Consider the following 15773-nt stretch of genomic DNA (forward strand, 5'->3'; position numbering starts at 1 on the left):
CCGTGTGAGGGTCATGCCGCAGGTGCTGGACATCGAACAGGCCGTGCTCCTCCTGGAGTTGGAGCCCCCCTTCGACAAACGCGACGTCCAGCTCGCGCGCCGCCGGATGGCGAAGCGGTGGCACCCGGACATCGCCCCGCCGGGCCGCCAGCACGAGCACGAACGTCACCTGAAGGCGATCAACGAGGCGGCCGATCAGCTGTCGTCGATCGCTGAAGACTCGCGCGGCGGGAAGGTCTCGAAGAACGCGGTCAAGGTCGCCGCGGCGGCCGCGCGCAAGCGCCGCGCCGAGGAAGGCGCCCGCGCCTACGCCGAGGAACAGCGCCAGCGCGCGCAGAGCGCGGATCAGCAGAAGCACGATCCTTTCGGTTCGCGAGTCCCCGATCACTCGGTCGTCCATCGCTACGCCCGCTGCCTCTCCTATCCCGAGTGGGGCGTCGGCAGCGTCAACGGCATCTACTTCACCGGCGGGGGCGACGACGTCCAGCAATGGGCCCGCGTGTCCTTCCAACCCGGCATCCGCACCGTGCCCGCCGGCTCGCTCCAGTTCGTCGACTTCTCCAAGCCGGATCCGGGCGCGGACCGCGTCGAGCGCTTCATGACCGCCGCCAAGCACGCGCTCGCCGAGGGTGACTTCAAGCTCGCCGCCCGCCGCCTCGTCTTCGCGCGCGACGCGCAGCCGGACAACCCGGCGGTGCTGCGGCTGATGACGCTCGCGTTCTGGCAGGCGGGTGACCACAGCGCCGCGGCGCGGTCGGCGCGCGACTGGATCCGCTCCGAGCCCGATCGCCCGGCGCCCTACCGCTACGCCGCGCGCATCTACGAGAGCATGGGGGCGCTGTCGCAAGCGGTTGACGCCGCTGAGCGGGAAGTTGCCGTGGCGCCGAACGACGGCACCGCGTGGGAGCGCCTGGGCCGGCTCCGGCTGCGGCGCTTCGATCGCGAGGGCGCCCGCGAGGCGCTCGAGCGCGCCCGCGCGACCGAGCCCTCCGTCGAGGGGCTGCTCGACCTCGCGCTGGTCGCGAACCTGCAGGGCGACGTGGGCGCGGAGGTCAGCGCCTGCGAGCAGGCCACGATGATCGCGCCGGAATCGCCCGCCGCCTGGGCGCGGCTCGCGCACGCGCTCGCCCGCACGGATCGGATCTCGGACTGCCTGCAGGCCTGCAAGCGCGCCTTGGAGCTCGCCGACGACCCCGAGGTGCGTGACCTCCGCGAACAGGTCGCGCGTCTCGCGCCCAGGGAGCTCCGCGCCGCTTAGTGCGTCGAGCGTCGAGTTTCTCGCGCTCTACTCGAGAAAGTCGACGGTCAGTGTGTGGTCCGGAGCTCGTGCTCCGGCAGCATGAAGGCGAGCACGACGGTCAGCGACGCGAGCGGGACGATCGCGACGAAGACGGCGTGGGTGGCGTGGTCGAGCCCGCCGGCGAGCCGCGCGGTGAGCAGGGCGCCGAGGCCGGCGACGGCGAGGCTGCCGCCCATCGAGCGGAAGAACTGGATCGCGGCGGTGGCGACGCCGATCTCGCTCATGTCGACGCGATTCTGGGTCGCGATCACGAACGTCTGGAACATCGTGCCCATGCCGAGGCCGACCACGGTCAGGTCGAGCGTGACGACGATCCGCGAGGTGTCCTTGCCCACGAGCGTGAGCAGGATGCAGCCGGCGAGCACGAGGATGCTCCCGGCGATCGGGAAGATCTTGTAGCGGCCGGTGCGCGAGATGTACTGGCCGGAGGCGAAGCTCGCCAGCACCCACCCGAACGAGAGCGGGATCAGGACGACGCCGGAGCTCGTGGCGCTCGCGCCGAGCACGCGCTGGACGTAGACGGGCACGTAGATCGTGATCCCGAACAGCACGCCGCCGATCAGCAGCGCGGCGGCGGTCGAGACGGAGAACGTCTTGCCGCGGAAGAGGTCGAGCGGGAGCAGCGGTTCGCTGACGCGGCGCTCGATGAAGGCGAAGAGCGCCAGTCCGGTGACGCCGATGACGGCCGCGGCGATCACCTCGGGCGAGTCCCACGCGTAGCTCGATCCGCCCCAGGCGCTCGCCAGCAGCACGGCCGTCACGCCGATGCTCAGCGCCAGCGCGCCCGCGTAGTCGATCGAGTGCTCGCGCGGGGTGTGCTGGATGCGCATCGTCTTGACCACGACCGCCAGCGCGACGATCCCGAGCGGCAGGTTGATCAGGAAGATCCAGCGCCAGCTCGCGGAGTCGGTGAGCGTGCCGCCGAGCAGCGGGCCCGCGACGGCGGCGGTCGCCCACATCGCGCCGACGTAGCCCTGATAGCGCCCGCGTTCGCGCGGTGAGAAGAGATCGGCGATCGCGGCCTGGCTGAGCGGGATCAGCCCGCCGGCGCCGATCCCCTGCAGCGCCCGGAAGGCGATCAGCTGCCCGATGCTCTGCGAGAGCCCGCACAGCGCCGAACCGACCAGGAAGATCGTGATGCTGACGATGAACAGCCGGCGGCGCCCGTAGAGGTCGCTCAGCTTGCCGTAGAGCGGGACCGTGACCGTGGTCGACAGCAGGTAGGCCGTGACGACCCAGCTGAGGTTGTCGAAGCCGTTGAGGTCGTCGGCGATCTCCGGCAGCGCGGTCGCGACGATCGTCTGGTCGAGCGCGGAGAGCAGCGTCGCCAGCATGATCGCCCCGAAGGCGACGAGGATCTGGCGCTGCGACAGAGTTTCGGTGGTCATCGAATCACCGAGGGTAGCCGGGGGCAAAGATAGGGGTCGCGTCCCTATTTACGCAGCGTCAGCGACCCGGGACGCTGCTGCTCATGAAGATCCTCCCCGCGCTCTCCGCCGCGCTCCTAATCTCAGGAGTGCTGGCCACCACCGCCTCGGCACGGCCGCTCGTCGAGCCGCAAGTGCCGCCCGAGATCAAGGTCGAGGCAGGCCACCAGCTGTTCGACATCGGCCACGCGCTCGGCGTGCAGATCTACGCGTGCAACGGCACGGCGTGGACGTTCGTCGCTCCGAAGGCGATCCTCGTCACCGAGCGTCTCCACGTGATCCATCACTTCGCCGGCCCCACGTGGCAGGACCTCGATGGCAGCTCGGTCGTCGGCCAGCTCGTCAAGCCCGCGACGGTCGACCCGAAGTCGATCCCGTGGCTGCTGCTGTCGCAGAAGTCGGCGACGCCCGGCAAGTTCGGCAACTACCTCACCAACACGTCGTTCATCCAGCGCATCAATACACGCGGCGGGCTGGCACCGGCCGCCTCGACCTGCACCGCGGCGAATTCCGGCCAGCAGCGGGAGATCCCATACACCGCGGACTACTACTTCTGGAAGTAGCCGCGCGGGCCGAGCGGGACGGTGGCGAGCCGTGTCAGCGCCGCGTCCAGCTCGGCTAGTGCTTCGCTGACCGCGTCGTCGCCGCTCGGTATGGCGACGCGGTCGGCAGGAGGCGCCGGGGCCTTGCCACCGATGTGGCGGCGGATCGCGCCGACGTCGCGTGCGAGCTGGCCGAGGTGGCGCCGCGTGTCGTGGCGGGTGAGGCGCTCGGCGGGTGCCGTCGCCAGCGTGGCGACCGGCGCGGCGCAGGCGGCGACGGCGTCGATCGCGTCTGCGCGGTGCGCTCCCGCACGCAACCGGCGCTGGAGGCGCAGGGGCCGGGCGATCTGCTCGAGCGCCTCGACAGTGCCGGCGAATCGATGGGCGGCGGATCCGGTCTCTCGCCCGGCGATGACGTCGCTGAGCGCGGCGAGCGCGTCGGCGATCCGGCGCCGGAGCACGTCGGTCGTCCGCACCGGCAGCACGAGCCAGGCGGCTGCGACCGCGATCGCCGCGCCGACCAGGATGCCCAGCAGCCGCTGGCCGAGGAGCTCGTCGCCGCGTTCGCCGAAGTAGCCGTTGAGCAGCGCGAGCACGGCCGTGATGCCCGCCGCCCAGAACGCGTAGCTGAGCGGCCGCAGCCAGGTCGCCGCGGCGAGCACGACGAAGATCGCCACGACGGTGATGGGCTCGCCGGGCGCGATCCGCCCGGCCAGCAGCGTCGCGGCGATTGTGCCGGCGAGCGCCCCGGCGATCCGCAGCCCGCTCTTGTGCAGGACGTCCGCCCGGCCGCGATTGCCGCTGGCGACGATGAACGCGGTCAACACGACCCAGCTCCAGTGGGCGGGAAAGAGCGCCCGCCCGGCCGCGAAGGCGATGCCGAGCGAAAGCCCCATCTGCACCGCCATCCGCGTACTTGCGGGAAGACGCCGTGCGGCGGACGGGCGTGGTTGCGCCCCCGCCTCGTCGGCGGCGCCGAAGCTCCCGGTGGCGAGGTGCAGTGCGGTCACCCATGTGAACGCGATCACGGCGACCACCGCCGCCCAGAGGGTCGGGTCGTCGCTGCCCGGTGCGGCGACGATCGGGGTGGTGAGGAGGGCGATGAAGGGGAGGGCGACGAGCGTGCCGGCGCGGGCGGCGGCGCTGCCGAAGCGGCGCACCCAGATCGAGCCTGCGATGGCGATCACGAAGAGCGCGTCGCCGGCGTTCGGGTGGTGCACGAGCAGCGGGCCGACCTGGCTGGCGGCGACCGCGATGAGCGGCAGCAGCACGAGCGTGCGCACGCGGTGGGCGCGGTCGGCGGTGCGCTGGGTGCGCTCGAGTGTGAGCGTCAACACGACGGCGAGCACCATCAGTTGCGCGTGCTGATGCGTCATGTGTGCGAGGAGCAGCGCCGAGCCGTAGGCGCCGAGCACCGCGACCATCGTCACAGCCGCGGCTCGCGAATCAATCCTACGCAGTGCGTACGATTGTTCAGCCATGAATCGCGAGGATACCGAGAATTCGCTACGCGATGACGAAGTATCTGAACTGCGCCGCGGCACGTTGCGTCTCGCTCGCCGGCTGCGGGCCGAGCGCCCGGCGGGCGCGCTGAGCGCGAACAAGGTCCTCGTGCTCGCCCACCTCCGCCGCGTGGGTGCAAGCACCCCCGGGCAGATCGCGGAGGCCGAGCGCCAGCGCCCGCAGTCGCTCACGCGCACCTTCACCGAGCTCGAAAGCGCGGGCCTGATCACCCGCACCCGCAGCCCGAACGACCGCCGCGCGAGCGTCCTCGAGCTCACCCCGGAAGGCCTGCAAGCCCTCGCCGCCGACATGGCCGACCGCGACGCCTGGCTCACCCGAGCACTCGCCGACCTGACCGACGCCGAGGTCGACCTCCTGCGCATCGCCGGGCGGCTCATGGACCGTCTCGCCGGCGGGACCCGGTAGATGAGAATGACGACGGTTCTCGTTTGCGAGGTTCTTCGCCGCCGCTTAGGATCGCGTTAACTGCCGAAGGGGGCTCGCCAGTGCCCCCAGGGGAGGGAGATGTTTTCTCTATCGCGTAGCCACGCCGTTATGGCGTGCGTCGCCGTGGGCCTGATCGAGACGCTGGGTGCGTCCGCGGCCACGGCACAGACCGGCAACACGGTCGAGCCGCTGAACCAGTACGTGGTCAGCGGTCACGTCGACACGGACGCGCTCGCGCGGGCCGGGTTCGACATGCAGGAGGCCAACGTCACGGGCTCCAAGGGCAAGTTCTTCATCGTCGCGCGCCCGTCGCAGGCCGCCGCCCTTGCCAAGGACGGCGCCACCGTCACGGCGCCCTTCGGGGTGGCGCGAGCGATGGCCGCGCCGCCGTCGCCGCTCCAACCGCCGACCCACGGATACAACGTGTTCCGGCCGTGGAGCCTCACTCCGGCACCGTGTCCGGGCACCTGCTCCACGCCGCTCACCAACCTAAAGACCTACTACCACCAGCTCGCCCGCGACAACCCGGACGTCGTCAAGGAAGAGGTCATCGGGCACTCCGTCCTCGGCCAGGAGATCATGGCCTACAAGGTCACCGCCAACGCGCGCGATGAGCGCGACGGCGACCGGCCCGCGGTGCTCTACGACGCCACCCAGCACGCCCGCGAGTGGATCTCGACCGAGGTCGAGCGCCGCTTGTTCACCTACATGGTCGCCAACAAGAAGCAGAAGGGCGGCGCTGACATCAAGCAGCTGCTCAAGAAGACCGAGCTGTGGTTCATTCCCGTCGTCAACGTCGACGGCTACGACTACACGTTCGTCAACAAGGGCTCACGGCTGTGGCGCAAGAACCTGCGCGACGTCGACGGCGGCGGATTCAGCCAGGACCATGACGGCGTCGACACCAACCGCAACTTCCCGACGAACTGGAACTATGACCTCGAGGGCGCCTCGGGCGACCCGGCCAACGAGACCTATCACGGCGCCGGCCCAGGCTCTGAGCCCGAGGTGCAGGCCGTGCGCGGGCTCGAGCGGCGCATCGGCTTCAAGTTCCAGATCGACTACCACTCGTTCGCCCAGCTGATCCTCTATCCCGAGGGCTGGCAGGTCGAGACGCTCGCCTCGGACTCGCCGCTGATGGCCGCGCTCGCCGGCGACGACAACAACCCCGCCGTCGCGGGGTTTGATCCCGACGTCTCGGCGGAGCTCTACACGACCAACGGCGACGTCACCGACGACGCCCTGCGGACCTACGGCATCCAGTCCTACACGGTGGAGCTCGATGGCGGCACCGGCCCGGATATCGGCGGGACCGTCGACGGGCCGGACTCGTTCAGCCCCGGCGGCTTCGTCTTCCAGGACTCAGAGGCCGACGTCCAGGCCGAGTTCCAGAAGAACCTCGCGTTCACGCTCGACCTCGCGCGCTCGGCGAAGGACCCGGAGAACCCGGTCTCGCACCTGTTCAACACCGCGCCCGAGTTCGTGCCGACGCCGTTCCCGATCTCCTACGGCGACCCGCAGACCGTCGAGGTCAACGCCAAGAAGTCGCTCGGTGCCGTGCGCGTCTACTGGCAGGTCAACAACGGCGGCGTCCACTGGGGCCCGACGACCGAGTACCAGGGCGGCCAGCGCCACTATGGCGACCCCGGCGTCTACTACCACCACCTGCGCGGTCTGGTCTCCGGCACCAGGCCGGGGGACACGGTCAAGGTCTGGTTCCAGGCCGGCCAGAAGCACGCTTCGGACCCGTTCACGTACACAGCCAAGGCGGAGAGCTCCAACAAGGTGCTGCTCGTCGCGGCCGAGGACTACAACGGCCCCAGCCCCGCGCAGACCCCTGGACCCCACTACCTGGACAGCTACGCCAAGGCGCTGCAGGACGCGCGCATCGGCTACGACACCTACGACGTCGACGCACTCGGGGCGCCGTCCACGCTCGGCGTCTACAGCCACTACAAGGCCGTGATCTGGGAGACCGGCGACGATCTCTACACCCGCCACCCGGGCCAGCCCGGCGGCACCGGCGTCTCGAAGACGCTCGACGACGAGATCATCGCCGCGCGCGACTACATGAACGACGGCGGCAAGCTCCTCGTCGCCGGCAAGACGGCGCTCCAGGGCGCCTGGGACCAGTTCCTCTACAACCCGCTGCCGGTCCCGCCGGCTCCGGATTGCGCGTCCAACCAGACGCAGGGCAACGGCGATGCCGACGACCCGCCCGGCCAGAACTTCAACTGCGTGACGACGTCGAATGACTTCCAGCAGTACTGGCTCGGCACATACCTGCCGATCACGCTCAGCGGCGACCCGGACGAGATCGCCTCGTTCACGCTGCTCAAGAACGCGCCGCTGGGCACGGGCTCGTTCACGCTCAATGGGACGGACTCGGCGGCAAACCAGGACAACCTCTACTCGTTCCTGACGACGTCGAGCATCCTGCCGCCCGCGACGTACCCGCAGTTCACGAGCAACCCGGTGATCAAGCGTGACGGGCCGGCGGCCTTCGATCCGAAGACCGGCACCCACTACGCCTACACCGGGCAGTCGAGCTCGGCGTACATGCGCCTCACCCGCACGGTCAACCTGACCACGGCGACGGCTCCGGCGCTGCAGTTCGCGGTGTCCTACGACACGGAGGCCAACTTCGACTACGTGTTCGTGGAGGCGCACACGCCCGGTCAGGACGACTGGACGACGCTGCCCGATCTCAACGGCCACACGAGCGACGACACCGGGGCGGGCTGCCCGGATCCGGACCCGTTCTGGCTCGACGAGAACCCGTTCCTGCGCCACTACATCACGCGCTCCGGAACCGGCGACACGCTCGCGTGCACCCCGACCGGGACCTCCGGCGCCTGGAACGCGTCGACCGGCAACTCGGCCGGCTACCAGGACTGGAAGGTCGACCTGAGCGCCTACAAGGGCAAGCAGGTCGAGCTCTCGATCACCTACGTCACCGATCCGGCGTCGGTCGGCCTCGGCGTCTTCCTCGACGATGTCTCGGTCACCGACGGCGCCACCGTGCTCAACACCACCTCCTTCGAGGATGGCCTGGGCGGCTGGGCCGTGCCGGGCGCGCCCGCCGACAGCGGCGGCAACGGCGGCGACTGGCGCCAGACCGCGTCCGTCGGCTTCGTCGACGGCCCGGGCGTCGCCACCAAGGACTCGCTCTACCTCGGCTTCGGCCTGGAGGGCGTGACCGGCGCCGCCGATCGCGCGACGCTGGTCAAGGACGCGATGCGCTACTTCGGCGTGTCCCGATAAGCACGCGCTCGCGCGGCCTCGGCGCTTGAGCCGGGGCCGCGCGCGGCGCCTCAGTCGATCCGGATCACGATGCCGGTGAGGCGGTTGAGCACCGCCGCGACACCGGCTCGGATCGCACGCCCGGCACGCTCGGGGGTGAAGGTCGCCGGGTCGTAGGCGTCCGGCATGCCCAGTCCCTCACCGCGGAAGGACGCGCCGGTCCAGTCGGCCGCAGTCACGTTGGCGGTGGGCTCGGCGAGCTCCGCCCCGACGACGAGGAACTGCTGGTCGAGGTGGTTCGCCGTCACCAGGGCCAAGGGGTCGACGAGGTGGTTGCCGACGCAGACGATCAGATCCGGAGCCAGGTTCATGGCCTTGGTGATGCTCGGAATGTAGTGGGAGGAGTCGGTGGCCTTGACGGTCTTCAGGCTCGCGTCCTCCTCCTCAGCCCACTTCGTCACGGCGTCCACCAGCGTCCGCGTCGGCGCGTCTTCACCCGCCGTCAGGAGCACCACCCGGTAGCCCTTCGACGGGTGGACGTCGTCCCACGATCCAGGACGCGGGGCGATGCTCGCCTCCGGCGCGGGGGGCGCCTTGGGATCGAAGAACCCCGCGCCAAGGGTGCCGATGGCGGTGGGCTTGGCGTGCGGCTGCGACCAGTCGTCGCCGGCACCGCAGCCGCCGGCCAGGACGGCCATCGTGACCGCCACGAGCAGAGCGCAGACGCGCTGAGATCGAGAGCGCAAGAAGATCGTCCTTCGGAGTAGCGACCAGGGGGCGACCACTTCCTAGCACCTCACCGAGGCCGGTCGCCGCGTGTTCACACATCGTTCACCGCGCGTGCACGAGTTACCGACAGCATGCGCCGCCGGATGACTCACCCCCTCAGGCATCGACGCCGTTACCTCGTGCTGGCCGCCGCCGCGGCGGCGCTCCTGCTCATCCCTGCCGTGTCCGCCTTCGCCCACGGGTTCACCTCGGTCGTATACGTCGACGCGACGTCCCCCGAGCGCGACCACGTCCGTACCACGCTCGGCCTGGAATACGACCTGCTCGTCGTCTCCGCCGCCGACGCCCAGAAGGACGATGCGCTCTTCAAGGCGGGCACCGCCGCGTTCGACAATCAGGACCCGGCGGAGCAGGCCGCTGCGCTCGAGGCCCACGCCGACACGGTCATGGCCTATGTGACCAAGCGCTTCGGCGTCACCGTCGAGGGAGATGCGTGTGCGCCGAAGCGGGTGGGCGGCTTCAAGATGACGCAGCGCGACGGCGTTCCCTATGCGCAACTGGTGCTCGACCATCGCTGTCCGGAAGCGGGCGAGTCGCACGACCTTCGCAGTGCGCTGTTCCCGGGCTCGGAGGAGTTCGTGCGCGGTACGAAGACGATCGTCACGTACGACCTCGACCTGCAGACCGGCAGCGCGAGCCTCGATGCGAAGCACCCGTCGTTCTCGACGCACCAGTCGCGCTGGGAGCAGTACTGGGAGTTCTTCCGCCTCGGCGCCGAGCACCTCTACACGGGGATCGACCACATCCTGTTCCTGCTGGCGCTGATCGCCGGATCGCGCCGGCTGCGCGAGATCGTCCTCGCGGCGACGACCTTCACGCTCGCGCACTCGGTGACCTTCATCCTGGCCGCGCTCGGCCTGGTGCACGCGCCCGCGTCGATCGTCGAGCCGGTGATCGCGCTCTCGATCGCCGTCGTCGCCGCCATGCATCTCTGGCGCCTCTGGCAGCGCGGATCGCACGCCACCGACCTCGACACGACGAGCAACGGGCACTTCGGCCTCGACCGCGCCGGGTGGGCGCGGCTGGCGATGGTCTTCCTGTTCGGGTTGGTGCACGGGCTCGGGTTCGCGTCGGCGCTCGGGATCGACCGGGCCTTCTCGTGGACGCTGCTGTCCTCGCTGTTCGTCTTCAACCTGGGCATCGAGTCGGTGCAGCTCGCGATCATCCTGGCCGTCTTCCCGCTGCTTGCGCTGCTGCGTCGGCGCGCGCCGCTCGCCGGGCTCTCGGCGACGGGAGCCATCGCCGCGGGCGTGTGCGCGATGGGTCTCGTCTGGTTCGCTCAGCGCGCCTTCCTGACGTGACCACCAAGTCTTCACATCCCGGTGCGCCGGCGTTGGAAAGCTGCGCGCGGTCCATTCGCACTCTGTCAACGAGAGGGAAGACAATGAAGTCCTCGAAATCGCCACGGTCGGCACGGGGTCGTCGCCGTCCAGTGGTAGCCGCGAGCCTCGCGGCCGTGGCCGTCTCGGCTTTCGGCATCGGCTCGATGGCCGTCGTCGCCGGTGCGCAGGCACCGGCCACGAACTCGGCGATCGTCCTTGGCGTCGGCGCCAACGCGTCGCAGCGCGTCGTCTCCTGGTACACCTCGGCCAACACCGCGCAGTCGGTGCAGGTCGCGCCGACCTCGCAGCTCGTCAACGGGGAGTTCCCCGCGAGCGCCACCACCTTCGCGGCCACGGTCGCCGCGAACACCGTCAACGGCGGCTTCAACGCGCACGCCATTCTTGACGGCCTCCAGGAGGACACCGCGTACTCCTACCGCGTCGGTGCCGACGGCGGCTGGTCCGCGACGTACTCGTTCAAGACCCAGAAGTTCTCGGGCAACTTCGACTTCCTGTTCTTCGGCGATCCGCAGATCGGCTCGTCCGGCGACACGGCGAAGGACGGCGCGGGCTGGACGGACACGCTGAACGTCGCCACCGCCGCCAACCCGAACGCCGAGCTGCTCGTCTCGGGCGGCGACCAGGTCGAGACCGCCAACACCGAGTCGCAGTGGAACGCGTTCCTGGCCTCCGACAAGCTGCGCCAGTACCCGTGGTCGGCCACGATCGGCAACCACGACGTCGGCGGCAAGGCGTACGACCAGCACTTCTGGACGCCGAACACCGACCGCTCCGGCCCGTTCTACTCCGGCAGCTCGGCGACGCAGTCCGGCGGCGACTACTGGTACATCTACAAGGGCGTCCTGTTCGTCCACCTGAACTCGAACGCGTACGCCAACGGCTCCGACGCCGCGCACATCGCGTACGTCACGAGCGTGGTCAACGCGCACAAGGCCGAGGCCAAGTACACGGTGCTCGTGTACCACCACTCGATCTACTCGCCGGCCGATCACGCCAACGACGGCGACAACAAGCAGCGCCGCATCGACTTCCCGACCGCGTTCTCGAACCTCGGCGTCGACCTGGTGCTGCAGGGTCACGATCACAGCTACTCGCGCTCCTACGCGATCAAGAACGGCCAGAAGGCCAACGCGGCTGAGCAGCCCGGTGCCGCTCAGGTGTCCGCCGGTCCCGGCGGCGTGATCTACGTCACGGGCAACTCCGCGTCGGGCTCGAAGTACTACGACCTGTCCAAGCCGGTCGCCGGCGAGTACGGTCCGGACCCGCTCGACCCCACGGGCAAGCGCCACTGGGCCAACTCGGTCGAGAACCAGGAGCACGTCCGCACGTACGTCCGCGTCAAGGTCGAGGCGAACCGCCTCGTCGTCGAGGACCTGCGCAGCGGCACCTGCGCCGCCCCGAACGCTGCCGTCGAGCGCGGCAACGTCTCCTGGTGCGGCCCGGACAGCGGTGCCAGCCCGGCTCAGCCGGTCGGCTCCACGGTCGACAAGACCGTCATCTACCGCGGCATCACGGATACCCCCGGCAGCGTCGGCGGCAGCGTCCCGGCGACGCTCTCGCTCACGCTCGGCACGCCGGCCTCGTTCGGCCCGTTCCTGCCCGGCATCGCGAAGGACTACACGGCGCAGACGACCGCTACGGTCGTCTCCTCCGCGGGTGACGCGACCCTCACCGCCTCGGACCCGAGCAGCACCGCCACGGGCCGCCTGGTCAACGGCACGTTCGCCCTGGCCTCCCCGCTGCAGGTCGCGGGCACGCCGCTGCCGTCGACCGTCAAGACGTACGCGGCTCCGGTCTCGAACGACGTCGTCACGGTCGACTTCAAGCAGCCGATCGCCGTCAACGAGCCGCTGCGCACGGGCTCGTACGCGAAGACGCTGACGTTCACGCTGTCGACGACGAACCCGTAGTCATCAGCGCATGACGTTGCCCCCGATCAGTCCCCGCGTCCGGCCCGCAGTTCTCCTACTGTTGGCCACGCTGGGGCTGGTCGGGTGCTTCGCTCGCCCCGCTGCCGCCGCAGAGTGGACGGTCAAGACGGCCGCCAACCAGTTCGGTGACGGGCGGCAGGACTTCCGCTACACCGTCAACCCGGGCGGGACGGTCGAGGACGGCATCGTCGTCGAGAACCCCGGGACGACGCCGCTGCACCTCGCGCTCTACGGCGCCGACGCCTTCACCACCGCGGCGGGCAAGCTCGACCTCCGCGCCGCGGACGCCAAGGCGACAGGCGTGGGCGTGTGGGCGCAGCCGTCCCAAGCCGACGTGACGGTTCCGGCCAACGGGTCGGTCGAAGTGCCGTTCGCCATCACGCTGCCCAAGGACGCCAAGCCTGGCGACTACGTGGGCGGCATCGTCACCGCGGACGCCGATCAGCGCGTCCCCATCCAGATCCGGCTACGGGTCGGCGGAGCGCTCAAGCCGAGCCTTGCGGTCGAGGGCGTGCGCGTGGACTACTCGGGTTCGGCGAACCCGCTCGCGAAGGGCGACGCGACCGTCACCTACGCGATCCACAACACGGGCAACACGATCCTCACCGCCCAGCAGGCGGTCAAGGTCTCCGGTCCCTTCGGGCGCTGGGCCGTGCGTGCGCCGAAGGTCGCCGACACGCCCACGCTGCTTCCGGGCGAGACCTGGAAGGCCTCCGCGTCGCTGGACGACGTCGCTCCCGCGCTGCGGTTGACGGCGTCCGTCACGCTCGTCCCGCTGCTCACCGACGCGGCCGGCTCGACTGCTCCGCTCGCCGCGATCAAGGCCTCAGGACACGCGTGGATCGTGCCGTGGGCGCTGCTGGTCGCGATCCTCGTGCTGCTCGGACTCGTCGTCGCAGCTCTCGCGTACCGCCGGGCCGGCGCCTCGCGGGCGCGAGTCGCCTGAGTACGAGCCTGCTGACGAATACCGGTGCGCCCGCTGCGGCGCATCCGCGGCGGGCTGCATCACATCGGTCGGACCGACCATTCGCCAACAGGCTCTTAGGTCTCCGCGCCTTCGACGGCCAGGCGCGGCAGCACGCGGTCCAGGCCGCGGGGCAGCCACCAGTTGCGATCGCCGATCAGGTGCATCGTCGCGGGGACGAGCACGGTGCGCAGGATGAACGCGTCGAGCAGCACGGCGCTGGCCAGGCCGATGCCGAACTCGGCGATCACCCGCTGCCCGGCGAGCAGGAACGAGCCGAAGACGAGGATCATGATCGTCGCCGCGGCGGTGATCACGCGCCCGGTCGCGGCCTGCCCGATGCGGACCGAGTGGCTGTTGTCGCCGGTGCGCATCCACTCCTCGTGCATGCGGCTGACCAGGAACACCTGGTAGTCCATCGAGAGCCCGAACAGGATCGCGAGCATCATCACCGGGAGGAAGGCCTCGATAGGCCCGGTGCCCACTCCGAGCGGGCCCGCCAGAAAGCCCTCCTGGAAGACGAGCGTGACGACGCCGAACGCGGCACCGGCGGCGAGCAGGTTCATCACCGCCGCGGTGAGCGGGATCAGCAGGCTGCGGAACGCGATCATCAGCAGCAGGCAGCCGAGCAGCACGATCACGAAGATGAACAGCGGCAGCTTGTCGGTCAGCACGCCGGCGAAGTCGTCGAAGATCGCCGTGATGCCGCCGACATAGACCGGCAGCCCGGCTGAGGACTTCGGGATGACGTCGTTGCGCAGCGTGTCGATCAAGCGACTGGTCGCCGCGTCTTGGGGCGCCGTGGACGGGCGCGCCTCGATCAGCGCGATCTTGCCGTTGGGGGACTGGACCGGCGGGCTGACCGACGCCAGGCCGGCCGTCTTGCCCAGCGCGTCGGCGAGCTGCTGCACCTTCGGAAGGTCGGCCTTGCCGTTGGGCGTCCTGGCCACGATCTGGAACGTGCCGTTGAAGCCGGGGCCGAAGCCCTTGGCCAGCAGGTCGTAGGCCTTGCGCGTCGTGGTGCCGGCCGGGTCCTGGCCGGCGTCGGAGGAGCCGAGCCGCAGCGACAGCGCCGGCACGGCGAGCGCGAGCATGACGAGCAGCGCCGCCAGGGCGAAGGGGAGCCGGTGGTCCTGCACCGTCTGCGCCCAGCGCGGCCAGAAGCCGTCGAGCTTGGGGTCGCGCGGACCTTCGGCCTCGAGCCGGCGGCGCTCCTTGCGCGAGAGCACCTTCATCCCGAACATCCCCAGCAGCGCCGGGATCAGCGTGACCGCCGCGGTCATCGTGACGAGCACCACGACCGCGGAGGCGACCGCGACGCCGTTGAGGAAGCTGACGCCGAGGACCAGCAGGCCGAGCAGCGCGACGATCACGGTCGCGCCGGCGAACAGCACCGCCCGTCCGGACGTGTTCAGCGCGCGGATGCACGCCGCCTCCGGGTCGCGCCCCGCCGTGATCGCGTTGCGATGGCGAGTCACGACGAAGAGCGAGTAGTCGATGCCGACGCCGAGGCCGATCAGCGTCGCGAGCGTGGGGGCGAACGTCGCGATGTTGAACAGGTGCGCCAGCAGGCCGTTCAGGCTCAGCCCGCACCCGAGCGCGAGCACCGCGGTGAACAGCGGGAGCAGCGTGGCCCAGAGCGAGCCGAAGGCGATCGCCAGCACGATCGCGGCCGCGATGAAGCCGATGAACTCGCTCGGCCCGCCGCCGGGCTGCTGCGTGGCCTGCTGGATCCCGTTGCCGGCGAGCTCGACCTGCAGGCCGTCGCCGCGCGCGCCCTCGGCGGTCGAGATCAGCTTGTCGTAGGCGGACTTCGGCACGTCGGCGATCGGCTGCTCGCCGTCCATGTGGACGTTGGCGAACGCGACCGTCTTGTCCTTGGCGATCTGCCGCGCGCCGGCGCCCTCCGCGAACGGGCTGTCGACGCGCTCGACATGCGGGAGCTTGCCGATCGCGGCGAGCGTCTTCTCGATCCTTGCCTGGACCGCTGGGTCGGTCACGTCGTCGGCCGCGAACACGACCTGGTTGGTGTCGGTCGACTCGGTGTTGAAGTTGTCCGTGAGGAGGTTCAGCGCCGTCGTGGACTCGGTGCCCGGCAGCGAGAAGGAGTCCGTGTAGCCCGATCCGGCGCTGGCGCTGAGGCCACCGAGCACAAGCAGGGCCGCCACCCAGATCGCCAGCACGACGAACTTGTTCCGGAAGCACCATCGCGCCAGCGATCTCATTCGCGTGCTCCCACACCGGGAAGTCTTGCACTAACGAGCGGCTTGTAGGGTCACCAGAC

General features: G+C 70.1%; 11 protein-coding genes. 7 read left to right on the plus strand and 4 right to left on the minus strand.

From position 1 onward, the window contains the following. Positions 1–13: 13 nt before the first annotated feature. Positions 14–1258 (plus strand): tetratricopeptide repeat protein, encoded by a 1245-nt coding sequence (locus OM076_RS02590; protein WP_270037815.1) that lies wholly within the window; start codon positions 14–16, stop codon positions 1256–1258. A gap of 47 nt (positions 1259–1305) precedes the next feature. Here the strand turns inward: OM076_RS02590 and OM076_RS02595 are convergent, their stop codons facing one another. Continuing rightward, positions 1306–2688 carry an MDR family MFS transporter gene (locus tag OM076_RS02595; RefSeq protein ID WP_270037816.1) on the minus strand — a complete coding sequence of 461 codons (1383 nt, stop codon included), beginning with the start codon at positions 2686–2688 and terminating at the stop codon, positions 1306–1308. An 83-nt stretch (positions 2689–2771) separates the two neighbouring features. Here OM076_RS02595 and OM076_RS02600 point away from each other — a divergent pair, with 83 nt between their 5' ends. Beyond that, the gene (locus tag OM076_RS02600; protein ID WP_270037817.1) at positions 2772–3290 is read left to right on the plus strand and encodes a DUF3455 domain-containing protein; all 519 of its coding nucleotides are present in this window, start codon (positions 2772–2774) and stop codon (positions 3288–3290) included. Here the strand turns inward: OM076_RS02600 and OM076_RS02605 are convergent. Next, a complete protein-coding gene (locus OM076_RS02605) occupies positions 3275–4750 on the minus strand; it encodes an FUSC family protein (RefSeq protein ID WP_270037818.1) in 1476 nt (491 codons plus the stop codon). The two genes, OM076_RS02600 and OM076_RS02605, sit on opposite strands and share 16 nt — an antisense overlap. Here OM076_RS02605 and OM076_RS02610 point away from each other — a divergent pair. Then, complete coding sequence (locus tag OM076_RS02610) at positions 4749–5198, plus strand: MarR family winged helix-turn-helix transcriptional regulator (RefSeq protein ID WP_270037819.1); 450 nt, start codon at positions 4749–4751, stop codon at positions 5196–5198. The genes OM076_RS02605 and OM076_RS02610 overlap by 2 nt on opposite strands. 129 nt (positions 5199–5327) lie before the next feature. Continuing rightward, positions 5328–8483 (plus strand): M14 family metallopeptidase, encoded by a 3156-nt coding sequence (locus tag OM076_RS02615; RefSeq protein WP_270037820.1) that lies wholly within the window; start codon positions 5328–5330, stop codon positions 8481–8483. Between the two features lie 50 nt (positions 8484–8533). Here the strand turns inward: OM076_RS02615 and OM076_RS02620 are convergent, their stop codons facing one another. After that, a complete protein-coding gene (locus OM076_RS02620) occupies positions 8534–9160 on the minus strand; it encodes a type 1 periplasmic-binding domain-containing protein (protein WP_372517993.1) in 627 nt (208 codons plus the stop codon). Between the two features lie 174 nt (positions 9161–9334). Between OM076_RS02620 and OM076_RS02625 the strand changes: the two genes are divergently transcribed. The 3 genes from OM076_RS02625 to OM076_RS02635 all read left to right on the plus strand — a co-directional run bounded on the left by OM076_RS02625 (position 9335) and on the right by OM076_RS02635 (position 13471). Then, positions 9335–10552: a HupE/UreJ family protein gene (locus OM076_RS02625; protein ID WP_270037822.1), complete on the plus strand. Its 1218-nt coding sequence runs from the start codon at positions 9335–9337 to the stop codon at positions 10550–10552. An 83-nt stretch (positions 10553–10635) separates the two neighbouring features. Next, on the plus strand, positions 10636–12504 hold the full coding sequence (locus OM076_RS02630; RefSeq protein WP_372517991.1) for a purple acid phosphatase family protein: 1869 nt from the start codon (positions 10636–10638) through the stop codon (positions 12502–12504). 61 nt (positions 12505–12565) lie between these two features. After that, on the plus strand, positions 12566–13471 hold the full coding sequence (locus tag OM076_RS02635) for a WxL protein peptidoglycan domain-containing protein (protein ID WP_270037824.1): 906 nt from the start codon (positions 12566–12568) through the stop codon (positions 13469–13471). Between the two features lie 95 nt (positions 13472–13566). Here OM076_RS02635 and OM076_RS02640 read toward each other — a convergent pair whose 3' ends face one another. Next, positions 13567–15714, minus strand: coding sequence for an MMPL family transporter (locus tag OM076_RS02640; protein ID WP_270037825.1), 2148 nt, complete (start codon positions 15712–15714; stop codon positions 13567–13569). Positions 15715–15773 lie beyond the last annotated feature (59 nt).

This window comes from Solirubrobacter ginsenosidimutans, from assembly GCF_027587205.1.

What these genes read in the sequence shown, in the direction of transcription:
- OM076_RS02615 (WP_270037820.1), top strand. Translation starts at nt 5,328, where the DNA reads ATGGCGTGCGTCGCCGTGGGCCTGATCGAGACGCTGGGTGCGTCCGCG.
- OM076_RS02630 (WP_372517991.1), top strand. Translation starts at nt 10,636, where the DNA reads ATGAAGTCCTCGAAATCGCCACGGTCGGCACGGGGTCGTCGCCGTCCA.
- OM076_RS02600 (WP_270037817.1), top strand. Translation starts at nt 2,772, where the DNA reads ATGAAGATCCTCCCCGCGCTCTCCGCCGCGCTCCTAATCTCAGGAGTG.
- OM076_RS02625 (WP_270037822.1), top strand. Translation starts at nt 9,335, where the DNA reads ATGACTCACCCCCTCAGGCATCGACGCCGTTACCTCGTGCTGGCCGCC.
- OM076_RS02590 (WP_270037815.1), top strand. Translation starts at nt 14, where the DNA reads ATGCCGCAGGTGCTGGACATCGAACAGGCCGTGCTCCTCCTGGAGTTG.
- OM076_RS02605 (WP_270037818.1), bottom strand. Translation starts at nt 4,750, where the DNA reads ATGGCTGAACAATCGTACGCACTGCGTAGGATTGATTCGCGAGCCGCG.
- OM076_RS02640 (WP_270037825.1), bottom strand. Translation starts at nt 15,714, where the DNA reads ATGAGATCGCTGGCGCGATGGTGCTTCCGGAACAAGTTCGTCGTGCTG.
- OM076_RS02620 (WP_372517993.1), bottom strand. Translation starts at nt 9,160, where the DNA reads ATGGCCGTCCTGGCCGGCGGCTGCGGTGCCGGCGACGACTGGTCGCAG.
- OM076_RS02610 (WP_270037819.1), top strand. Translation starts at nt 4,749, where the DNA reads ATGAATCGCGAGGATACCGAGAATTCGCTACGCGATGACGAAGTATCT.
- OM076_RS02595 (WP_270037816.1), bottom strand. Translation starts at nt 2,688, where the DNA reads ATGACCACCGAAACTCTGTCGCAGCGCCAGATCCTCGTCGCCTTCGGG.